At 61.9% G+C, this 20543-nt stretch carries 17 protein-coding genes; 10 read left to right on the top strand and 7 right to left on the bottom strand.

Annotated elements, in window-relative coordinates; genetic code table 11:
- Positions 1 to 24: 24 nt before the first annotated feature.
- Complete coding sequence (locus NCT05_RS27140) at positions 25 to 780, top strand: GntR family transcriptional regulator (RefSeq protein ID WP_250503606.1); 756 nt, start codon at positions 25 to 27, stop codon at positions 778 to 780.
- A gap of 78 nt (positions 781 to 858) precedes the next feature.
- Entirely contained in the window at positions 859 to 1221 is a 363-nt protein-coding gene (locus tag NCT05_RS27135) for a hypothetical protein (RefSeq protein ID WP_250503605.1), read from the top strand.
- Between the two features lie 12 nt (positions 1222 to 1233).
- Here the strand turns inward: NCT05_RS27135 and NCT05_RS27130 are convergent, their stop codons facing one another.
- Complete coding sequence (locus tag NCT05_RS27130; protein WP_167561845.1) at positions 1234 to 1401, bottom strand: hypothetical protein; 168 nt, start codon at positions 1399 to 1401, stop codon at positions 1234 to 1236.
- A gap of 160 nt (positions 1402 to 1561) precedes the next feature.
- Between NCT05_RS27130 and NCT05_RS27125 the strand changes: the two genes are divergently transcribed.
- Entirely contained in the window at positions 1562 to 2485 is a 924-nt protein-coding gene (locus NCT05_RS27125; protein WP_250503604.1) for a DNA-3-methyladenine glycosylase family protein, read from the top strand.
- Positions 2486 to 2678: 193 nt separating this feature from the next.
- Complete coding sequence (locus NCT05_RS27120; protein ID WP_250503603.1) at positions 2679 to 4649, top strand: MFS transporter; 1971 nt, start codon at positions 2679 to 2681, stop codon at positions 4647 to 4649.
- A gap of 5 nt (positions 4650 to 4654) precedes the next feature.
- Here NCT05_RS27120 and NCT05_RS27115 read toward each other — a convergent pair whose 3' ends face one another.
- Complete coding sequence (locus NCT05_RS27115) at positions 4655 to 5764, bottom strand: peptidyl-alpha-hydroxyglycine alpha-amidating lyase family protein (RefSeq protein WP_284504395.1); 1110 nt, start codon at positions 5762 to 5764, stop codon at positions 4655 to 4657.
- A 145-nt stretch (positions 5765 to 5909) separates the two neighbouring features.
- Here NCT05_RS27115 and NCT05_RS27110 point away from each other — a divergent pair, with 145 nt between their 5' ends.
- Together NCT05_RS27110 and NCT05_RS27105 are read left to right on the top strand one after the other, a co-directional pair.
- Positions 5910 to 6335 carry a hypothetical protein gene (locus NCT05_RS27110; protein ID WP_250503601.1) on the top strand — a complete coding sequence of 142 codons (426 nt, stop codon included), beginning with the start codon at positions 5910 to 5912 and terminating at the stop codon, positions 6333 to 6335.
- A 63-nt stretch (positions 6336 to 6398) separates the two neighbouring features.
- A complete protein-coding gene (locus tag NCT05_RS27105) occupies positions 6399 to 6953 on the top strand; it encodes a TetR/AcrR family transcriptional regulator (protein WP_250440893.1) in 555 nt (184 codons plus the stop codon).
- Between the two features lies 1 nt (position 6954).
- Here the strand turns inward: NCT05_RS27105 and NCT05_RS27100 are convergent, their stop codons facing one another.
- Entirely contained in the window at positions 6955 to 7908 is a 954-nt protein-coding gene (locus tag NCT05_RS27100; RefSeq protein ID WP_250503600.1) for a D-2-hydroxyacid dehydrogenase family protein, read from the bottom strand.
- On the opposite strand from NCT05_RS27100, the gene NCT05_RS36860 reads away from it, so the two are divergent.
- The 4 genes from NCT05_RS36860 (at position 7907) to NCT05_RS27085 (ending at position 12328) form a co-directional block, all read left to right on the top strand.
- A complete protein-coding gene (locus tag NCT05_RS36860; protein WP_284507572.1) occupies positions 7907 to 8032 on the top strand; it encodes a hypothetical protein in 126 nt (41 codons plus the stop codon). The genes NCT05_RS27100 and NCT05_RS36860 overlap by 2 nt on opposite strands.
- A gap of 135 nt (positions 8033 to 8167) precedes the next feature.
- Positions 8168 to 9232, top strand: a complete 1065-nt coding sequence (locus NCT05_RS27095; protein ID WP_250503599.1) for a hypothetical protein — start codon at positions 8168 to 8170, stop codon at positions 9230 to 9232.
- 171 nt (positions 9233 to 9403) lie between these two features.
- Entirely contained in the window at positions 9404 to 10744 is a 1341-nt protein-coding gene (locus NCT05_RS27090) for a TAXI family TRAP transporter solute-binding subunit (protein WP_502800898.1), read from the top strand.
- Positions 10745 to 10813: 69 nt separating this feature from the next.
- Positions 10814 to 12328, top strand: coding sequence for a phospholipase D family protein (locus tag NCT05_RS27085; protein WP_250503662.1), 1515 nt, complete (start codon positions 10814 to 10816; stop codon positions 12326 to 12328).
- Positions 12329 to 12334: 6 nt separating this feature from the next.
- On the opposite strand, the gene NCT05_RS27080 is transcribed toward NCT05_RS27085, so the two are convergent.
- From NCT05_RS27080 to NCT05_RS27065, 4 genes are all read right to left on the bottom strand, one after another.
- On the bottom strand, positions 12335 to 13312 hold the full coding sequence (locus NCT05_RS27080) for an aldo/keto reductase (protein ID WP_250503597.1): 978 nt from the start codon (positions 13310 to 13312) through the stop codon (positions 12335 to 12337).
- Between the two features lie 115 nt (positions 13313 to 13427).
- Positions 13428 to 14324, bottom strand: a complete 897-nt coding sequence (locus tag NCT05_RS27075; protein ID WP_008347810.1) for a transglutaminase family protein — start codon at positions 14322 to 14324, stop codon at positions 13428 to 13430.
- Positions 14321 to 16945: a circularly permuted type 2 ATP-grasp protein gene (locus NCT05_RS27070; protein ID WP_250503596.1), complete on the bottom strand. Its 2625-nt coding sequence runs from the start codon at positions 16943 to 16945 to the stop codon at positions 14321 to 14323. The genes NCT05_RS27075 and NCT05_RS27070 overlap by 4 nt, the downstream gene beginning before the upstream one ends.
- Before the next feature lie 37 nt (positions 16946 to 16982).
- On the bottom strand, positions 16983 to 20417 hold the full coding sequence (locus NCT05_RS27065) for a transglutaminase family protein (protein WP_250503595.1): 3435 nt from the start codon (positions 20415 to 20417) through the stop codon (positions 16983 to 16985).
- Between the last annotated feature and the right edge of the window lie 126 nt (positions 20418 to 20543).

The following is a 20543-nucleotide window of genomic DNA, read 5'->3' as shown; positions in this document are numbered from 1 at the left end:
CGCAAATAGATTGCGAGGTATTGAATGCAAAATCCCGATTTACCAGACGTGCACGTTTCGTCCTCGCTTCCGAAGCTAGAGCGCCTGCGTCTGCACGACACCGTCGTCGATCACTTGCGCGGCTTCATCGTCGAAGGCTTGCTTGCTCCCGGCGTCAAGCTCAACGAGCGCAAGCTGTGTGAGACGCTCGGCATTTCGCGCACGCCGCTGCGCGAGGCGTTGAAGGTGCTCGCGGCCGAAGGACTGATCGAGATTTCGCCGAACCGGGGCGCGTCGGTATCGCAGATGAGCGAGTTCGAAATTCGCGAGATGTTCGAATTGATGAGCGGGCTGGAGGCGTTCTCAGGCGAACTCGCGTGCGAGCGCATCACGCCGCTGGAGATCGCCGAGATCAAGGCGCTGCATTACGCGATGCTCTCGTGCCGCGCGCAGAACGATCTCTCCGGCTACTACAGCCGCAACCAGGCCATCCACGACAAGATCAACGAAGCGGCGCGCAATACGGCCTTGCGTCAGACCTACGTATCGATCAACCGGCGTCTCATGGCATTGCGCTTTCGTTCGAATTTCCAGACACCGAAGTGGGACAGCGCGATTCGCGATCACGAAGAAATGATCGAAGCGCTCGAAACGCGCGATAGCCGACGCATGGGCGAGATCCTGCGCAAGCATTTGCTCTCCAAGCGCGATGCGGTGCTCGCGGAGCGCACGTTGACGACGGTGAAGCCGGCGCCATCGAGAAAGCGCTCAACGGCCAAGCCGACGCCGGACGGGCGGTAGCGAATAGAACGGTCGCGTGATTTCGCGGAAGGTAAGGTATGGCGCGAAGGGCGTCAGAGCCTACCATCGGGGAAAACGATGACCAAGATTCGAGGGGCATGCATCGCACTCGGCGCGGCGTTCGTCATCACGGGCATTACTTTCTATCACTCGACGGACTTCGACACTGCCCAAGCGGGAATGGACCGCGAGACCGTCGACTGTCTAACACGCGGACTCACGCGTGACGAGAAAGTCCGCATCGCCCGACTCACCACGGCGCACGACCGCGAAGGGCTTGATGCGATCTACGGCGATGTGCTCGCGCGCTGCGTCGTGCGCTCCGATCAGTGGGAGCGTCGCCCGCAACTGCTCACGAGCGCGCGCCAGATTCTTTCCCACGATCCCGAATTCAGACAGATGCTCAACGCGAGCACGATGGAACTGGCGACGCGCCGCTGATCGGCGCATCGATCACGCCGTCAGTCCGCTACCCGAGCCGATTTGGACTTCGGCGCGCGTGTTCGCGGCATGGGCGCTCAGCACGGCGATCTCACGCTGCGTGAAGTGCGTGACCGGCGCGATGGCCGCGAGCGCAGCGGTGATGACGATGGCGACGATGCTGATCGAGATGGCGTTCATGTTCGGCTCCTTCGGTTGGCTGAGATGGACTAGCTGCTGTCGATGTGAGGCATTGTCGTCGCCGAGGGTTAGCGAAGAATGAGCTTGGCGCCGCGACGGGCATCCGGTTCGCCGGAGTAACATTCGCATTCATTCGACCATCGCGCATTCGGCATTCAAAATGCATTCGACCATCAGCACATCGACCGCCACGCTCGAGCTGCCCTTCAAGCGGCCTTTCGACTGGACGCGGATGCTGGAATTTATCGGCGGTCGCGCGTCGGCGGGCGTCGAGTCGGTCGAGGACGGCGTGTATCGGCGCGCGATCGAATGGCAAGGCGCCGAGGGCACCGTCGAAGTCCGGCCGCATGAACGCAGGCATCGGCTCGTCGTGAATGTCGAGGGTGCGGTGGCGCAGCACGCCGGCGACCTCGCCGCGCCGCTCGCGCGCATGTTCGATCTGCACGCCGATCCGCACGAAATCGCTCGCTGTCTCGCCGGCGATCCGGTGCTCGCGCCGCTCGTCGAAGCCGCGCCCGGCCTGCGCGTGCCGGGTGCGTGGTCCGGCTTCGAACTTGTGGTGCGGACCATCGTCGGGCAGCAGGTGAGCGTCAAAGGCGCGTCGACGATCATGAACCGCATCGTGCAGCGCGCGGGCAAAAAGATCGAAGGCCATCCGCATGAGGGCACCGCGTGGCGCTTTCCGACGCCCGCCGAACTCGCCGCAGCGGATCTGGAGAAGATCGGCATGCCGACCAAGCGCATCGAGACCGTGCAGCGTTTCGCGCACGCGGTCGCAACCGGCGCGCTTCCTCTCGATGAACCCGGCGCCGATCCCGAACGCGTGAAGCGCGACATGCTCGCCATGCCAGGCATCGGGCCGTGGACCGTCGGCTATGTCGCGATGCGTGCGCTGCGCGATCCCGACGCCTGGCCCGAAGCCGATCTCGTCCTGATGCAGGCGATCGCGCGCCGCGACCCATCGCTTGTGAAGCCCGCCCAGCAGCGCGCGCGTACCGAACGCTGGCGGCCCTGGAGAGCGTATGCGGCGATGCATCTGTGGAACGGCGTGGCAATGGAAACAGGACTTGCACACGGCGGCTGAACTCTCGGGCATGCAATCGACCGCTGTTGCATCCTGCATTCGGCATCACGCATGCAAAGTGCAAACACGGCGCCGATCATTTCGCACTATTGTCTAAAAAATGAACTAATCTGCTTCGAGCGGCCGGGCCGCTGCCGAAGCCGCAAAGCCGTGTACGTGAAAAGCGCTGACGAACCGCCATCGGGAGACGCTCATGGACGCATCATCGCAAACGACGCCCGCGCCCGAACTGCCGACAGCGCCGCGCGTGCAGAAGATCGTCGTCGCGATACACGGCATCGGCAATCAGTTGCACAGTGACACGGTGCGCTCGGTCGCGAGCCAGTTCGGCGCGCGTTATGACCCGCCGCTTCCCGTGATGCCGCTCGGCTACTTCGATATCGCGGGCGTCGGCGAAGTCGACGTGCGCCAGCTCGATCTGCCGCCGGGCGGTCCCTATACCGCGGAACAACGCGACTTCTATTCGGCGCTCGGTTTCGCGGAAGTGTATTGGGCCGACATTCCGCGCGAAGTCGTGAAGCAGGACGACACGCTCGAAGAGAGCAAGGCGTGGGGACTGTCGATCGTGAGTCGCGCGCAAGCGACCTACATGCTCAACGTCGATGAACGCAAGCTCGAACCCGCGGACTTTTCGCTCGCGTCGGGCGTCGTCGAAGAGATCGTCGAAACGGTGGCCGTCATGCAAAGCCTGCTCGCGGTGACGGAGAAAGCCGGCATTTTCAAGTTCGATCTCGCGCCGATGCTGCGCGATTATGTCGGCGACGTGCAGCTCGTCGCGGATTTCAGGCAGCATCGAGAGACCATCGTCTTTCGCTTTCATCGTGTGATGGAGCGGCTTGTCGCGCTCGCCACCGCGCGTTGTCAGTGTGCGCCCGAGGTGTATATCGTCGCGCATAGCGAAGGGACCGTGATCAGTTTTCTCGGCATTCTGCAGGCGCTATCGAGACCGACCGTCACCGACCCGAAGGACGGCAAGCAGATCATCGGTACTGACTGGGTGCAGAGTCTGCGTGGCTTCATGACCATCGGCTCGCCGATCGACAAGCACATCCTTTTATGGCCGAAGCTATGGGAAGGCATGGCGCTAAAGAGCGAACGCAAGGGCGATGCCGTCACGCAGATCGAGCGTCCCGGCGGCCCGATCACGCTGCCTTCACGCATCAGGTGGCGCAACTATTATGACTTCGGCGATCCCGTCGGCTTCGCACTCGATACGGCGCGCGCCTATCTCGGTCGTCATGGTTGTCTCGCATTCGAATTCGAGCCGGTGCATGACATTGGCTTTTCGCGCTACTGGCTGCCGGGGAAAGCGCACACCGATTACTGGACCGACGGCGATGTCTTCGGCCACTTCATCGAGAACGTCGTGCTCGACCGAAGCACCGCGAAAACCCCTCAAAACAGGCATTTTCGCGGCATCGTGAGCACGGCAATTCCTTATCTTCTGAGCTTCGCGCTGCATCTGCTCGCGGTGTTCTTCATCTATAAAGCTGTCACCGCAACTTCCGATTCGGGCGCGGGCGGCACGAGCACCGCGCCCGAATTCATCTATCTCACGCGCTCGGTGTTCGCGCTCGCCTGCCTTTTGATGGGAACGACGGTTGCCGCACGCCTTCCGCGTCTCGTCAAGGCGCGAGGCACAAATCGCACGGCCGCATGGCTGCGTTGGCGCATCGTCGCGCTACTGTCGTTCGTCGCGGGTGCGCTGATCTTCTGGTTCGTGCTGTTGAGCGGCGTGGCGGCTTTTCTCGCGAGCCCGTTCGCCGATATCCTGCATCGCGATAGCGCCGATCCTGTCGTCGGCAAGGCGGTCTTCGTACTTGCGGGCCTCGTCTGCGCAATAAGCGGCTGGCTCGCGCCGCGCAAACCGCACTGGGGACGGCGTATTCTCGTCGCGCTCGGCACGCTGATGATGGTGCTGATCGTGGGCGTCAGACTATGGGGCGATCTCGCGGGCAAACCCTTGTGGCCCGTCGTGCTTGGTGGCGCTTTCTTTCTCTATGCGTGGTGGCTCGCGATCCTGATCTTCGATCTCGCATTCGTGTGGCATCGCTATGTGCGCAATTCCGTCGCGCTCGATACGTTGCGCGCGTGGCGCGAAGATCGATGCGACGCGCAGCCCAAGCCCATTATGTCGATGCGATCGAAGCCCTCGAAGCAGTGATGCGATCACCCATGCAGTAGGAGCTTCTGCACGCGCCAATTGAGCAACTCCGCGACGAACAAAGTGCCTTCTGAAGGACACGCCATTTCATGAATCCATCCGAACTGCTTCAATTGCTTGCCGGATCGTCCGAGTACGCCGAGCAATTCTCCGTCGAGCGATAACTTGTAAATCCGGCCGGGAAACGCATCGGCGGAATACAGCACTTGATTCGGCCCCGGCGAAATGCAAATGGCCCAAGGTGAACCCGGCGCAAATGTTCCCGCTGCTATCGCCGCTTCGTCGGGCATGTTGCCGATAGCCGGACGCGCATCGGGCGGCACGGGTACATCGATCGTGATTTGCCGCTGAAAATTGCCTTCGCGGTCGAATACCTGAATGCGCCGGTTGCTTCGATCGGCGACATAGACGAGCCCGTTTCTATCGACAGCAATGCTATGCGGCGTATGGAATTGCCCCGGCTCCTTCCCGCGCTCGCCCCACGACTTGAGCCAGTTGCCGTCCTTGTCGACCTTCGCGACGCGCGAGTTGATGTATCCGTCGCTGATATAGGTATTTCCCGATGCGTCCCACGCGACGTCGGTGACTTGCCGGAAACGCCCCGGCTCCGAAGGCAGCGGCGGATTCGGATGCTTGAGCGGCGCAGTCTCTTCGTCCGACGCTTCCTGCTTGCGACCGAACACCATCGCGACGCGGCCTTCAGGCGTGAACTTGATGATCATGTCCGAGCCCTTGTCCGTTACCCAGACATTGTCTTGCCGATCTACTTTCACAGTATGGGCGAACGACCAGGCATAAAGGTTATGGCCGATTTCGCGCACGAAGCGTCCATTGCGATCGAATTCGAGCAGTTGCGCGGCGGCGGCGCCATAAGCGGGACCCGTGCTATTGCCGCGGGATAACACGAAGATATGCCCGGCCGAATTCAACGCCACGCCCGAGCATTCGCCGAAGTACATATCGCGAGGCAGGCGTACAGGGTCGGGGACGGAATCGTAGGCGATGGACGGTACGTCGTTATCGGCGTATGCGAGATGCGGAAAGAGCGCGAGCGCGGCGGCGCTTTGACCCGCGAGCGCAAGAAAGCGGCGGCGGCTTGCGGCGTTCGGCGCCATGTCGCAACATGGGCAATAGATCGAATGTCGAAGACTCACTGTTACTCTCCTCTTGTTCGATTCGCGATGCGAGAGGAAGTGTAGTGCATGAACTGCATTATTCACACGCGAAGTTATCAATAGCTTTCAACATGAAAAGGGCGTTATGACTGAATCCTTGCAATATCAAGTTCGAATCCGTCTCGCGCCCGAGTATGCGATGCTGGCGCGTCGAGATCCGGCAAACGAAAAGCTCGCGGCGATCAATGCGCTGCTGATCGAACACGACGCTCAATTGAAATGCCAGTACGACGCCTTCGTGGATTACGTCGCGCAGGCCGAAAGGGATGGCATCGAGCACTATCCGCTTTATCGGTGGACACGCGAAACCATCGAAAACCCGGCTAAAAAAGCGAAATATCTCGAAGCGTTCACGCTCTACGTGAATGGCGACGAAGTCTATGACAAGGCACTCGCCGATGCGCTCGAAGCCGTTCTTCGATCGCTCGCGAGCGCTGCGATCACCGATATCCGCAAGTTCGACACGAACCCCGCGCATAATCCGCAACCACCGTCGTATGACAATTCATAAGGTTGACGCCGTGCATCGCCCGCGCTAAGGTTTGGTAATTCAACCAAACGTGGATCGCGCCCTGTGCAGGATCGTCGACAGACCATACTCGAAGCCGCCCTTGCCACTCTGCGCGAAGAAGGTTATTCGGGCTTCACGCAACCGCGCGTCGCTGCACGCGCGGGTCTGCGCCAGAGTCATCTGACTTATTATTTCCCCACGCGCCTCGCGTTGATCGAAGCTGTCGCGCGTACGGCCATCGATGGCCAGCTCGCCGCCGTCGATGCCTTCGCGGGCGAAGCATCGCCCAAGATCACAGCTGCATCGATCGCCAATGTCGCGATGCGCCACGAAAACACGCGCGTATTGATGGCGCTCGCGCAAGCCGCCGACGAAGAGCCAACCATTCGCAGCCTCTTTCGCGAGCTCGCGGAAGGCGTCGCGGTACGCATCACGCGCATGCTCGAAGCAATGGGTCTCGCCGTCACGAAAGAACATGTGTCGATGGTGCATGCGCTTGTCGTCGGGCTTGCGGTCATCGATCTCGCGATGGGCCGCGCGGATGGCAAGCGCCGCGCGAGCGCCGCGATCGAAACGTTGTTCTCGCTTCTGCCATCCGACAAATGGGGCGCGTCGTGATTCAACCCTGACGCGCATCGAGCCATTCGACGATATTGCGCACCGTATCGCCATAAAACGTGCGATACAACTCTTCCGCCACATAGCCGATATGCGGCGTCGCGAGCACGTTCGGCAGTGAACGCAGCACGTCGTTCGCAGCGAGCGGCTCTTCATCGTAGACGTCGATTGCCGCGCCCGCGAGCTTGCCCGACTTCAACGCATCGACGAGCGCGGCGCTATCGACGATCGGTCCGCGCGACGTGTTGACGATGCGGCTCGTCGGCTTCATCTGCGCAAATTCCCGCGCACCGACGAGATGATGCGTGCGCTCGCTGAGGCGAACATGAATCGAGAGCACGTCGGAGGTCTTGAAGAGCGTGTCCTTGTCCACTAGTTGCACGCCCTTTTCTTCCGCGCGCTCACGTGTGAGGTTCTGGCTCCACGCGACCACGTTCATGCGAAACGCGCGGCCGATCACGCCGACGGCCGACCCCACGCGACCGAGACCCAGCAAGCCGAGTGTCTTGCCCGCGAGTTCGGTGCCGAGCGCAATCTGCCAGCCGCCCTCCTTGAGCGAGCGATTCTCGGCGGGAATGTTGCGCATCATCGAGAGAATGAGCGCCCACGTGAATTCGATCGTCGGTGTGGACGTATAGCCCGTATGCCGCACTTCGACGCCGCGTTCGGATGCGGCATCGAGATCGATCGATGCATTCGCCGCGCCCGTCGATGCAATCAGCTTAAGGTTAGGCAGGCTCTCGATGATGTCGCGCGAGAACGGCGTGCGTTCGCGCATCGCGCAGACAACATCGAAGGGGCGCAGACGTTCGAGCAACGCGCCGCGCTCCGCGATGTGATCGTTGAACACGGTAATTTCAGCGCGAGCCTCGAGCGGCGACCAGTCGGCCATCGAGAGCGCGATGTTCTGATAATCGTCGAGAACGGCGACTTGGATCGGAGTAGATGTGGCCATGATGATTTCGATTGTTATGACGATTAAGCCGGACGGCAGCAGCAAGTGTGACGCAATGCGCGAAATCGTGTTGCGCGCGGACTTCGCAAAGTTATTGGAAATGCTGCAAAAGCCCGTGCCATAAGGCATAGCACGATGCCATCAGCCATGACATGGCGTGAAATAAGTTACCGCGGGACTTCGCAAGACCGTTTCTCTATAGTCACTTCCGTCGCCACTCGAAACGCAACGTGGCCTAAGGAACCGAGAAGGACATCCCGTGAAAAACAGATCGACTTTCGCTTCAAACGCCCACGTTGCGTTCGCCTCCGACGCGCCCTCAAGCAAGCGCCGCGTGCGCAAGTTGCTCGTCGTCGCGGCGGCCGCCGCGCTTACGCTGTGCAGCAGCTCCGCCTTCGCGGGCTGGGCGCGTGGCGGCACGGCCTACACCGGTCGCGGCGAATACCAGGGCGCGCACGTCGGCTCGTGCGGCGGCGGCAGTTGCTCGCATGCGGGCGGCGTCGAGAATCCATGGGGCCGCGTCGGCACCAACTCCGGAACCGTTACGCGTACCGCGCCGGGCCAGTTCTCCAACTCCGGCACCGCATACGGCCCGAACGGCCGCTCGGTGCAACATGCGGGCGACACGAGCTGCGCGGGCGGCAGTTGCTCGCACACCGGCAGCGCGACCGGCCCGAACGGCAAGACCGCCACCGGCAGCGATACCGTGACGCGTACCGCGCCCGGCCAATACTCGTCATCGGGATCGGTGACGGGACCGAACGGCAACACGTCGACGCACTCAGCATCGACGAATTGCGCGGGCTACACCTGCAATCGCTCGGGCACGGTCAACACGGCCAACGGCGGCACCGTCACGCATTCAGGCAGCGCGACGAGCGTCGCGCCGGGCGTGGTCACGACGTCGGGCACCGCGACGGTCTCGAACGGGTCGCATAGCACGACGGTAGTCGGCGGCGGCACGGTGACGTCGAGCACGACGGTGGTCGCGACGGCGCCGGTCGTCACCGGAACAACCGTCGTCGCTGCGCCCGTGATCGTGCCGCCGCCCCCGCCGCCTGCGACGACCGTGGTGGTCGCACCGCCCCCGGCTTCGTCGACGGTCGTCGTCACACCGCCTCCGCCGCCGCCCGCCAAGACGGTGGTCGTCACACCGCCGCCGGCCAAGACCGTGTACGTCGCGCCCGCGCCGGCTCCAGTCAGGACGGTGTATGTCGCGCCGCCCCCGCCGCCCGCGAAGACCGTCTACATGGTCCCGCATCGCGCGGTCCTGATTCCGGGCCACTGGGTCGGCAGGTTCTGGATTCCCGCACACTGGGCTTGATCGAGGATCGATTGAAAGCGAAGGCCGGCCGCATGCGAGCCGGCCTTGTCGTTTTGACCGCGCCGCGCGTTACACTGCGAAGCAACGCCGCTTCCGACATAGGCACGACATGCTCGATGTCTTTCCAGTCACGCACGCAGTCACGAACGCACGCTCATGACGAGGCATCGCATGAAACGCCCGCATCTGCCTCGCGATCATGCGAAAGGCGTCCTGCATGACATCACATGGACGGCCGGTCCTGTCTTGCTGGTCATTGCGATCGTCGTCGCGCTCGTCTACTGGCTCGTCGATCCGGCGCCGCCCAAAACCATCACGATGAGCGCGGGTCAACCCGACAGCTCGTTCTACGTCATCTCGCAGGAATACGCGAAACTGCTCGCGCGTAATGGCATCACGCTGAAGGTGCTGCCTTCGGATGGCTCCGTGCAAAATCTCGAACGCTTGCTCGATCCGAAGCAGCACGTCGACCTCGCGCTCGTGCAAGGCGGGATCGCGACGAAGGAACAGGCATCGCAACTGATGTCGCTCGGCAGCGTGTCGTATGTGCCGCTTGTCGTGTTCTATCGAGGCAAGGGTCTCACCCTCCTCTCGCAACTGGAAGGCAAGCGCATCGCGATAGGCCGCGAAGGCAGCGGCACGCGCACGCTGTCGCTCAAGCTGCTGGAAGCGAACGGCATCTATCCTGGCGGCGACACGCAGCTTCTTCCGAGCGACGGCCTGCAAGCCGCGACGCAACTCGTCAGCAACGAGGCCGACGCAGTGTTTCTCTCCGGCGATTCCGCAACGCGCGGCCTGATGTTGCGCCTCTTGCGCGTGCCCGGCATCTCGGTGATGGACTTCAAGGAATCGGGCGCCTATACGCGTCTTTTTCCCTATCTCGACGATATCGAATTGCCGCCCGGTGTGCTCGATCTCGGCCGCCGCATCCCGCCGGAGACCGTGCATCTGATCAGCCCCACGGTCGAACTCGTCGCGCGGCCAAGCCTGCATCCGGCGCTATCGGACTTGCTCATCGAAGCCGCGCAGGAAGTGCACGGCTCTGCCGGTCTGCTGCAACGCGCGGGGCAATTTCCGAGTCCCGTCGCGCATGAGTATCCGATCAGCGAAGACGCGAGCCGCTATTACCGCTCGGGCAAGAGCTTCCTCTATCGCACGCTGCCGTTCTGGCTCGCGAATATCGCGGACCGCGCCCTTGTGCTGTTGCTTCCGGTCGCCGTGCTCATCTTTCCTGCGCTGCGGCTCGTGCCCGCGCTGTATCGCTGGCGCGTGCGCTCGCGCATCTATCGCTATTACGGGGCGCTGATCGCGGTGGAACGCGGCGCGATGCGCGTCACCAGCGAAGACGAAGGGCGGGCGCTCGTCATCGAACTCGATTACATCGAGGAATCGCTCGATACGCTCAAGCTGCCGCTCGCCTACGCCGATGCACTCTATGTGCTGCGCGAGCATGTCAGCTTCGTGCGCGCGCGTTTGAACGAAAATTCGCGGAAGGAAAAGAACATGGCATAGTACGGACTCCGTAATTGAGGTCACGCAGTGAAACTTCGTACCTGGATCGCCCTTGCTTTGACACTGTTGATGAGCGCATGCGCGAGCCTTCCGCCGCAGACAGGACGCGTGCAAACGCATGCACTGGCCGACACCGGGAACACGCGCCTCGGCACGGCCTTCGCAGCGAGCGAAGCGGCGCATCCCGGCGACAATGCGTTTCATTTGCTAGCGAACGGCATGGACGCGCTCATCGCGCGCGTGATTCTGAGTGAAGCCGCGGAGCGCACGCTCGACCTCCAGTACTACATCTGGCACGACGATCTGACTGGCCGCGAAATGGCCGCATCGATCATGCGCGCCGCCGATCGCGGCGTGCGCGTGCGCCTCCTGCTCGACGACCTCGGCACCAATGCGGACGATCAGTTCCTGCTCGCGCTCGCTTCGCATCCGAACGTGCAGGTGCGGCTTTTCAATCCCGTATCGAATCGCACGTTCAAGAAGCTAGGCTCCGCGATCGAGTTCTTTCGCGTGAATCGGCGGATGCACAACAAGGCGCTCATCGCCGATAACCAGGCCGCGATTCTCGGCGGACGCAATATCGGCGACGAATACTTCGGCGCGTCGAGCACGGTCGCGTTCGGCGATCTCGATGTGCTCGTGCATGGCCCCGTCGTGCGCGACGTATCGAGCGCATTCGACCTGTACTGGAACTCGGATGCAGCCTATCCGATCGATAACCTGATGCGACGTCACGCCGACCCCGGCGCGCTCGCCGGTTACCGCCAGAAGCTCGACACGTATTTGTTGTCGGAACAGAGTTCGCCCTATGTCGCGCAAGTTCGCGAGCGTTACACCAAAGTTATCGAGGCGCACGACACGGCTTTTTCGTGGGGCAAGGCCACGCTTCTGTATGACGATCCCGCAAAGATCACGCGCGCGCCCGGCGACAGCGAAGGCCATCTGATGTCGCAATTCAAGGCGTTGGATTTCGAACCCGCGCAGGAAATGCTGATCGTGTCGCCATACTTCGTCCCGCGCAAGGAAGGCGTGCGATGGCTGCAATCGATGACATCGCGTGGCGTGCGTGTCACCGTGCTCACGAATTCTCTCGCCGCCACCGATGTCGCCGCGGTGCATGCGGGCTATCAGCGCTATCGAAAGGATATGCTCGAAGCCGGCGTGAGGCTATATGAGCTGAAGCCCGTTGCATCGAGCGACGCCGACAAGACCGCGAAGAAAACGACATTCGGATCGTCGAAGGCGTCGCTCCATGCGAAGACATATGTGTTCGATCGCAAGCGCATCTTCATCGGCTCGATGAATCTCGATCCGCGTTCCGTTGAGTTGAACACGGAAATCGGCGTCTATTGCGATAGCGCGGATGCGGCCGAGTATGTGACTGACGGCATCGGCACGAACATCGATCGCATTGCGTGGCGCGTCGAATTGCACGATGACGGCAACGGCGGCAAACGCATGGTGTGGATCGACACCGACGCAAACGGCAACACGACCGAACTCGATAGCGAGCCGGACGTGCCTGCGCTCAAACGCGCAGGGATCTGGATGCTCGGGATCTTGCCGATCGAATCGCAGTTATGATTCGCGTCATTTGAAACCGGACACGGCATGCGGCACATACGGTGCTTCGAGTTGCGCGATCTCGTCCGCCGTGAGATTCAGCGATAAGGCCGCGACCGCATCGCTCACATGTCCCGGTTTCGATGCACCGATGATCGGCGCGGTCACTGGCGCCTTCTGCGTAACCCACGCGAGCGCCACTTGCGCACGCGGCACCCCGCGCGCCTTCGCGACTGCAGCCACGGCTTCGACGACCGCGCGATCGGCATCGTCGGTGCGATACAGCGTGCTGCCGAAGGTATCCGATTCCTGACGCGCGCTCGTCGCGTCCCATTCGCGCGTGAGACGGCCGCGCGCAAGCGGACTCCAGGGCAACACGCCGATGCCCTGATCCCTGCAAAGCGGCATCATCTCGCGTTCTTCCTCGCGATACAGCAGATTCAAATGATTCTGCATCGTTTTGAACTCGGTCCATCCGTTCGCGCGAGAGGTATAGAGCGCTTTGCTGAACTGCCACGCATACATCGACGATGCGCCGATATAACGCGCCTTGCCCGCCTTCACGACATCATGCAGTGCTTCGAGCGTTTCCTCAATCGGCGTCGTGTAATCCCATCGATGAATCTGATAGAGATCGACGTAATCGGTCCCGAGCCGCTTCAGGCTGTTATCGATTTCGTTGAAGATCGCCTTGCGCGAGAGCCCCGCGCCATTCGGACCGGGACGCATGCGATTGAATACCTTCGTCGCGATGACGATGTCGTCGCGCTTCGTGAAATCGCGCAGCGCACGTCCGACGATTTCCTCCGACGTGCCGTCCGAGTAAGTATTGGCCGTGTCGAAGAAATTGATGCCCGCGTCCAATGCTTCCTTGATGAGCGGACGGCTCTTTTCCTCATCGAGCGTCCAGGGATGCGTGCCACGATCGGGCGCGCCGTAGGTCATGCAACCAAGACAGAGCCGCGACACCTCGAGACCGGTCGAGCCCAGTTTCACGTATTCCATCGTGCGAATCTCCTTGCAAAGCGAAAGGCATGCGCTAAAGCCTGCGCATGGCGACGAAAGCCCTAAACATTAACGCAGTATGGAATCGCGTGCTTTCTTTGCATGGACATGCACCTTATAACGCCAGCACATTCACCGCCACATCCACATGGTGCGCGCCTCCGCCGAGAATCATCCCGCGCAGCAACGACACATCGCTGTAATCGCGCCCCGTCGCGAGCGTCACATGGTCGAGGTCCGCGAGCACATCATTGGTCGGATCGAGGTCGATCCATCCGCTTTGCGGACAATGCACCGACACCCACGCATGCGAAGCATCGGCGCCGATCAACCTCGGGTGCCCCGGCGGCGGATCGTTGCGCAGATAGCCGCTCACATAACGAGCAGGCAATCCAAGCGCACGCAGGCAGCCGATCATCACTTGCGAGAAGTCCTGACACACGCCATGACGCAATTCGAACGCACGCGATGCGGGCGTATCGAACGCAGTCGCAGACGGTTTGTAGTCGAAGTCCGCATGAATGCGATGCATCAGATCGATGGCGCCCGCGACGAGCGGCGTGCCCTTATCGAAGCTCGCTTGCGCATACGCGCGCAATGCATGATCGAGCGAGATATTGGGCGACGCATAACAGAATTCGCTTTCCGGATAGAACGAACCACTCGCGCTGTAGCGCAAGCGATCCGCGACATCTTCCCAAGGCGGCGTCGCTTCGGCATCGAGCGCATCCCAGCGCGGCGTAAGCCGGACCGTGGTTTCGCTCGTCATCGAAAGCCGTTCGTGCGGCGCATCGAGCGAGAAGTACAACACGTCATTGCCGAATGCATCGACGCGGCTATGCACATAAGACGGTACCGGATCGATGCGCTCGGTATGCGAGATAACCTGCTGCCAGGGGCAATGCAGCGGACGGATCGTCGCCAGGTGCTGCGCGATTTCGACGGGCGTCGAGTATCGATAGGTGGTCCGATGCGTGACCGCGAGCACGGTATCGTTCAGGCCAAGGCTCATGACGACACCTGTGCGGCAAGCGTATTCGCGTGACTGAAGTAGCGCGCGCTGACTTCGTTCGATGCCGCGCTGACCGACGCAACGAGCCGGTCGCATACCGCGATCAGCGCATCGTGACGGCCATCGGCCCGCGTTTCGCAAAGCGCGGTGAGATCGGGCAACGCATCGGCGTGAACGAGAAGATCAGCGAAACGTGTCGCTTGTGCGCGGCGTGCGCCACCGGCTGCGGCAGCGATCTCATCGAGCTTCGTACGCAAGCGCGAGTACACCCCATAGAGTCCGCGCGGATTGGTTTGATCGACGACGATGAGATCGATCAACGCCGGCACTTCGAGTCTTCCCGGATAAAGCGAGCGATACGTGAGCGTGCTGTCGAAGAGTTGCAAGAGAAGATCGAAGCCCGCGGGCGACGCGAGCGTGCCCCGCTCGGCGACGACATGCAGGATCGTAGCCATCGTCGATACGCGTTCGATATGTCTTCCGATGAAGAGCAGCCGCCATGCTTCATCACGCGTCATGCGATCGCCTTGCGCGCCGCTGATTGCGGACAATTGCGTCGCAAGATGTTCGAGCGCGCCTGCAAGCATCACGCGATCGTAATCGCGGCCGATGCGAACCGTGCCTTCATCTGCCTTATCGCTCGGCGAGAGACGCGCGAGCGCATCACGGAAGTCGTTGCGCGATGCGAGGATCGTGCGCCAGTGGTCCGTCGAAAGCCGGTCGCGAATTTCGCCACATGCGCGCGCCTGATCCGCGAGATTGTCGCCGATGCTCGTCGCTTTGCTCGATTCCGGCAAGCCCGCGACGAGCACACGTTCGAACGCTTGCGGCGTGCTGCGCGCGAGCGTTTCGCCCGATGGGATGAGTCCGCATTGCGATGCGAGTTCAGTGAGCGTCGGAAAGAGTTCTTCAGCATCGTTGCCATCGAGCATGCCGAGCAGAAGGCGGCACAAGCGCACGTTGTTTTCCGCGCGCTCGCCATAACGACCCGCCCAGAAAAGATTCTCCGCGGCTCGGCTCGACACGATGCGATGCTTGCGCAGCTCGCCCGGCTTCATCGGCGTCGGTTGCAACGACACGGCGCTGCCGGGCTGGCTCGACATCACCCATGTATCGACGCTGCTGCCGCCGAACTGCATGGACACGGTCGCGCGCTTGTCGGCCGCGAGCCGCGTGAAGCCGCCTGGCATCACGCTCCAGCTTCCGTCGATGTTGGCGATCGCATAGGCGCGCAGCACGCATGGACGCGAGCCGAGCGCGCCATCATGAAAGCGCGGCGCCGTGGAGAACGGCAGATTCTCCTGCACCGTGAAGACATCCGGCGCGCGTTCGATGCGTTCGCGCCATGCCGAAAGCGCCTGCACGCCCGCATCGATGCCCGGTGCGTGATCGGCCTGCGCGCCAGGCCATGTCGGCGCGATGAGCGCGTGATCGAGGCGCTCGAATACTTCGGACCGCGCGGCTTCTTCGCCGCACCACCATGTCGGCACCGTCGGCAATTCCAGGGTTTCATCCAGCAAGGCTTGCGCAATGCCCGGCAAAAACGCGTTGAGCGCGGGGGATTCCGTGAAGCCCGCGCCCGGCACGTTCGACACCATCACATTGCCCGCACGCATGACCTGCAGCAAGCCGGGCACGCCGATGGTGGAGTCCGCGCGCAATTCGACGGGATCGCAGAACGCATCGTCAAGACGCCGTATCACTGCGTGCACGCGCGACAGGCCGGCAAGCGTCTTCAGATAGAGCTTGTCGTGCCGCACCGTGAGGTCCTTGCCTTCGACGAGCGTCACGCCCAGATATCGCGCGAGAAACACATGCTCGAAGTAAGTCTCGCTGAATGGGCCGGGACTCAGCAACGCGATATGCGGCGCATCGTTCGATGCATCGCTGCGGCCGTCGTCGTCATCGTGCATCGTCGCGCGAGCCGCTTGCGCGATCGTCGCGATGAGTTGCGAATAGGTCGCCGCGAGACGGCTCACATGCATCGCGCGAAAGGGATCGGCGAAGAGGCTCGAGACGATCAATCTGTTTTCGAGCGCATAACCCAAACCGGAAGGCACTTCGGTGCGATGCGCGATGACCGTCCACGAGCCGGATGGCGCGCGCGCGAGATCGACAGCGACGATCTGCAGAAAGCGGCCGCACGGCGGCATGAAACCCTTCACCGCGCGCAAGTAGCCGGGATGCCCGAAGACGAGCGCGCCCGGCAGCAGGCCGCGATGCAGCAATGTCTGCGGACCATAGACATCCGCGACGATCGCTTCCATCAAGCGCGCGCGTTGCGCAACGCCGCGCTCGATCAGCGCCCACTCTTCTTCATCGATGATGAGCGGCAGGAGATCGAGCGACCACGCACGCGGCTTGCCGTTATCGGCATACACGTTGTACGTGATGTCGTTGTCGCGCACCTGCTGCGCGACGGCGGCGACGCCATCGTCGAGCCGCTCGACGCCCTGCTCGCCGAGCAATTCGAAAAACTGACGCCAGGGCTCACGCAACTGGCCTGCCGCGTCGCGCAATTCGTCCCAATGCCCTTCGCGCGCGGGCAGCGTGCGCAGCAGCGCGAGCGCATCGATGCGGGCCGAGGCGATGTCGAAAGGCAAGGTCGATTGATAGGCCAATGTCGTCTCTGTTCTTTATTCGAATGATGAATGCACTTTAACGATAGCGCAGGTCGAGCGTGAACGGGAATTCGAGGCTGCGTTCGCGGGCTTCGACACGCATCGCACCGGGCGTGTGTCCTGTCGCGAAGAAGCGTGCGCGCCTGCGGCTTTCGGCTTCATAGGCGTTGACCGGGAAGGTTTGATAGTTGCGTCCGCCCGGATGCGCGACGTGGTACTGACATCCGCCGATCGCGCGTCCGGTCCATGTATCGACGATATCGAAGGTAAGCGGCGCATGTACGTCGATGGTCGGATGCAGGGATGCGGCTTGCGACCACGCGCGAAAGCGCACGCCGGCCACGTATTCGCTTACGCGCCCTGTAGGTTGCAGCGGCAGCGTCTCGCCATTGACAGTTACGACATGCCGATTGCCATTCAGGCCGAGCACGCGCACTTCGAGACGTTCGACGGATGAATCGACGAAACGCACCGTGCCGCCGATCGCGCCCTCTTCGCCCATGACGTGCCACGGTTCGAGTGCATTGCGGATCGTGAGCGCGATGCCGTTCGTATCGTATGCGCCGACGAGTGGGAAGCGGAACTCGAAATGCGGCGCGAACCAGCTTCGCTCGAATGCGAAGCCCGCTTCGCGCAACTCGCTGAGCACGTCGTCGAAATCCATTTGCACGAAAGTGCCGAGCATGAACCGGTCATGCAGTTCGGTGCCCCAGCGCGTGAGTCGCGCGGTATAGGGCGCGTTCCAAAATCGTGCAACGAGCGCGCGCAACAACAGTTGCTGCACGAGACTCATGCGCGCGTGCGGCGGCATTTCGAAGCCGCGCAGTTCGAGCAGGCCGAGCCGGCCAGTGGGTCCGTCGGGCGAATACAGCTTGTCGATGCAAAACTCCGCGCGGTGCGTGTTGCCGGTTACGTCGATCAGGATGTTGCGCAAAATGCGGTCGATAAGCCACGGCGGCACAGTGGCATTGCCGCGTCCGCCGAGCATGTCGAGTTGTCTTTGCAGTTCGGCGAACGCGATCTCGAGTTCATAGACCTGATCGTTGCGTGCTTCATCGACGCGCGGCGCCTGACTCGTCGGACCGATAAAAAGCCCTGAAAACAGCATCGACAGCGATGGATGGTTATGCCAGTACGCGATCAGGCTCGCAAGCAGATCGGGGCGACGAAGGAATGGACTGTCGGCGGGTGTCGCACCGCCAAGCACGAAGTGATTGCCGCCGCCGGTGCCGGTGTGCCGGCCATCGAGCATGAATTTCTCGGGGCTTAAATACGACTCGTGCGCCGCGTTGTACAAGAACTCCGTGTGTTCGACAAGATCGTTCCAGTTCGCAGCCGGATGAATGTTCACCTCGATCACGCCCGGATCCGGCGTCACCTGGAGCATCTTGAGACGCGCATCGCGCGGCGGCGGATAGCCTTCGACAATGACCGGAATCTTCAGATCGGAAGCCGTGGCTTCGATGGCCGCAAGCAGATCGAGATAGTCGTCGAGTTCGGTGAGCGGCGGCATGAAGACATGCATCAGCTTGTTGCCGTTGCCGAGCTTTTCGAGGGCGTCGGCTTCCGCTTTCGGACCGGCCGCGCGCGCGGGGTCACGCGCTTCCACGCACACAGCGGTCCGCGCGATCCAGCCAGCCGACTCGCCGCGTTGCGGGACGCGCTCCCGCGACGGACCCGTTGCCATTGCATGCCGCGTTCCCACCGCATCGGCATTTTGCATGCGCGATTCATTATCCAAATCCGCATATTGCATGCGTAATTCAGTCGCGGTGCGCAATGGCGTCGACGGCGCGAACGGATCGTGCGCGTGCTGCCACGGATAATCGCCTTCCGAAACCCACGGCAGCGAGTCGAGCGGCAAGCGGTAGCCCATCGGCGAATCGCCCGGAATCAGGTACATGCGTTCGTCGCGGAAGAACCACGGACCGCTGGTCCAGCGGCCCGGCTGCATCGTGGGGGCGTCTTCGCGCGAAATCGGCAGCGCGTAGCCCGTAATCGACGGAAGTCCTGCATCGAACACGCGCCGCAGCCGGGCGCGCTCGAGTTCGTCGTCCAGACGCGAGTCGAAAGGATCGACGTTCACCGGCAAGCGGCGTTCGCGCCACAGGTAGTACCACGTATCCTCGTAGGCGGGTTGAATGTATTTTGAATCCAAAGACAACTTGCCAGAGAGATGACGAATGAAGCGCGCGGCGTCATCCGATGTGTAAGACGCGGGCTGCCGCTCGTCCGCAAAAAGCGACGGATCGTGCCAGCACGGTTCGCCATCCGCGCGCCAGAAAAGCGACAGCGCCCAGCGCGGCAATTGCTCGCCCGGATACCACTTGCCCTGTCCGATGTGCAGGAAGCCGCTTGCGCCGTACTGCGCGCGCAGCTTGTCCATCAGCGAAACGGCGTAGGCGCGCTTCGTCGGGCCCAGCGCATCGGTGTTCCATTCCGGTTCATCGCGATCGCGAACCGAAACATAAGTCGGCTCGCCACCCATGGTGAGACGCACATCGGATGCATTCAATCGCGCATCCACCTGCTCGCCCATACGCAGCACCGCGTTCCAGTCTTCCTCGCTATAAGGCTTCGTCACGCGCGGCGTTTCGAGCACGCGCTCGATCGACATCGCATGAACGAATTCGACTTCGCATTTGTCAATCGCGCCAGAGACCGGTGCCGCACTGTCCGGCTCCGGCGTGCACGCGACCGGAATATGTCCTTCGCCGGCGAGCAGGCCGGAAGTAGGATCGAAGCCTATCCAGCCCGCTCCAGGCAGGAACACTTCGCACCACGCGTGCAGGTCGGTGAAGTCCACTTCGGTGCCGCTCGGGCCATCGAGCGATTTGGTATCCGGTGCGAGCTGCAACAGATAGCCCGACACGAAGCGCGCCGCCAGCCCGAGATGACGCAGCGTTTCCACGAGTAGCCAGCCCGAATCCCGGCACGAACCCGCCGCGCTTTCAAGCGTTTCCTCGGGCGTCTGCACGCCCGGCTCCATGCGGATCAGATAGCGAATCTCGTGGGATAGCCTTTGATTCAATTCGACGAGAAAATCGATCGTCGCGCGCGGGGAGCGATCGATACTTTCGACAAATGCGGCAAAGCGCGGAGTCGGCTCACGCTTGACCATGTAAGGCGCGAGATCATGCAGCAATTCTGGCGCATAGCTGAATGGAAACTTTTCGGCGGCCGGTTCGAGAAAAAAGTCGAACGGGTTATAGACGGCCATTTCCGCAACGAGATCGACCGTTACCTTGAATTCGCGCGTTTTCTCGGGGAAAACCAGTCGCGCCTGATAGTTCGCGAACGCGTCCTGCTGCCAGTTGATGAAATGATCCTCTGGCTCGACACGCATCGAATACGACACGATCGGCGTCCGGCAATGGGGCGCAGGCCGCAAGCGCACGACTTGCGGCGAAAGACCGACGAGCCGGTCATAGCGATAGTGCGTGACATGGTTCAACGCGACACGAATGGACACACCGGACTCCTTTGCTCAATTGACGCCGCGCACACAAGCCGCGCTGCAACGCGTTTTTCTGCTTGTCATGGAAAAAACGTTCTGACTACGGCACGATGTTTGCGACTGCTTCGCCGATAGCGCGCA

This window comes from Caballeronia sp. AZ7_KS35, from assembly GCF_023631045.1.
In the GTDB taxonomy this organism is placed as follows: domain Bacteria; phylum Pseudomonadota; class Gammaproteobacteria; order Burkholderiales; family Burkholderiaceae; genus Caballeronia; species Caballeronia zhejiangensis.
This window is presented reverse-complemented; position numbering and strand designations above follow the sequence as displayed.

What these genes read in the sequence shown, in the direction of transcription:
- NCT05_RS27140 (WP_250503606.1), top strand. Translation starts at nt 25, where the DNA reads ATGCAAAATCCCGATTTACCAGACGTGCACGTTTCGTCCTCGCTTCCG.
- NCT05_RS27135 (WP_250503605.1), top strand. Translation starts at nt 859, where the DNA reads ATGACCAAGATTCGAGGGGCATGCATCGCACTCGGCGCGGCGTTCGTC.
- NCT05_RS27130 (WP_167561845.1), bottom strand. Translation starts at nt 1,401, where the DNA reads ATGAACGCCATCTCGATCAGCATCGTCGCCATCGTCATCACCGCTGCG.
- NCT05_RS27125 (WP_250503604.1), top strand. Translation starts at nt 1,562, where the DNA reads ATGCATTCGACCATCAGCACATCGACCGCCACGCTCGAGCTGCCCTTC.
- NCT05_RS27120 (WP_250503603.1), top strand. Translation starts at nt 2,679, where the DNA reads ATGGACGCATCATCGCAAACGACGCCCGCGCCCGAACTGCCGACAGCG.
- NCT05_RS27115 (WP_284504395.1), bottom strand. Translation starts at nt 5,764, where the DNA reads ATGGCGCCGAACGCCGCAAGCCGCCGCCGCTTTCTTGCGCTCGCGGGT.
- NCT05_RS27110 (WP_250503601.1), top strand. Translation starts at nt 5,910, where the DNA reads ATGACTGAATCCTTGCAATATCAAGTTCGAATCCGTCTCGCGCCCGAG.
- NCT05_RS36860 (WP_284507572.1), top strand. Translation starts at nt 7,907, where the DNA reads ATGATGATTTCGATTGTTATGACGATTAAGCCGGACGGCAGCAGCAAG.
- NCT05_RS27100 (WP_250503600.1), bottom strand. Translation starts at nt 7,908, where the DNA reads ATGGCCACATCTACTCCGATCCAAGTCGCCGTTCTCGACGATTATCAG.
- NCT05_RS27090 (WP_502800898.1), top strand. Translation starts at nt 9,404, where the DNA reads ATGAAACGCCCGCATCTGCCTCGCGATCATGCGAAAGGCGTCCTGCAT.
- NCT05_RS27085 (WP_250503662.1), top strand. Translation starts at nt 10,814, where the DNA reads ATGAGCGCATGCGCGAGCCTTCCGCCGCAGACAGGACGCGTGCAAACG.
- NCT05_RS27080 (WP_250503597.1), bottom strand. Translation starts at nt 13,312, where the DNA reads ATGGAATACGTGAAACTGGGCTCGACCGGTCTCGAGGTGTCGCGGCTC.
- NCT05_RS27075 (WP_008347810.1), bottom strand. Translation starts at nt 14,324, where the DNA reads ATGAGCCTTGGCCTGAACGATACCGTGCTCGCGGTCACGCATCGGACC.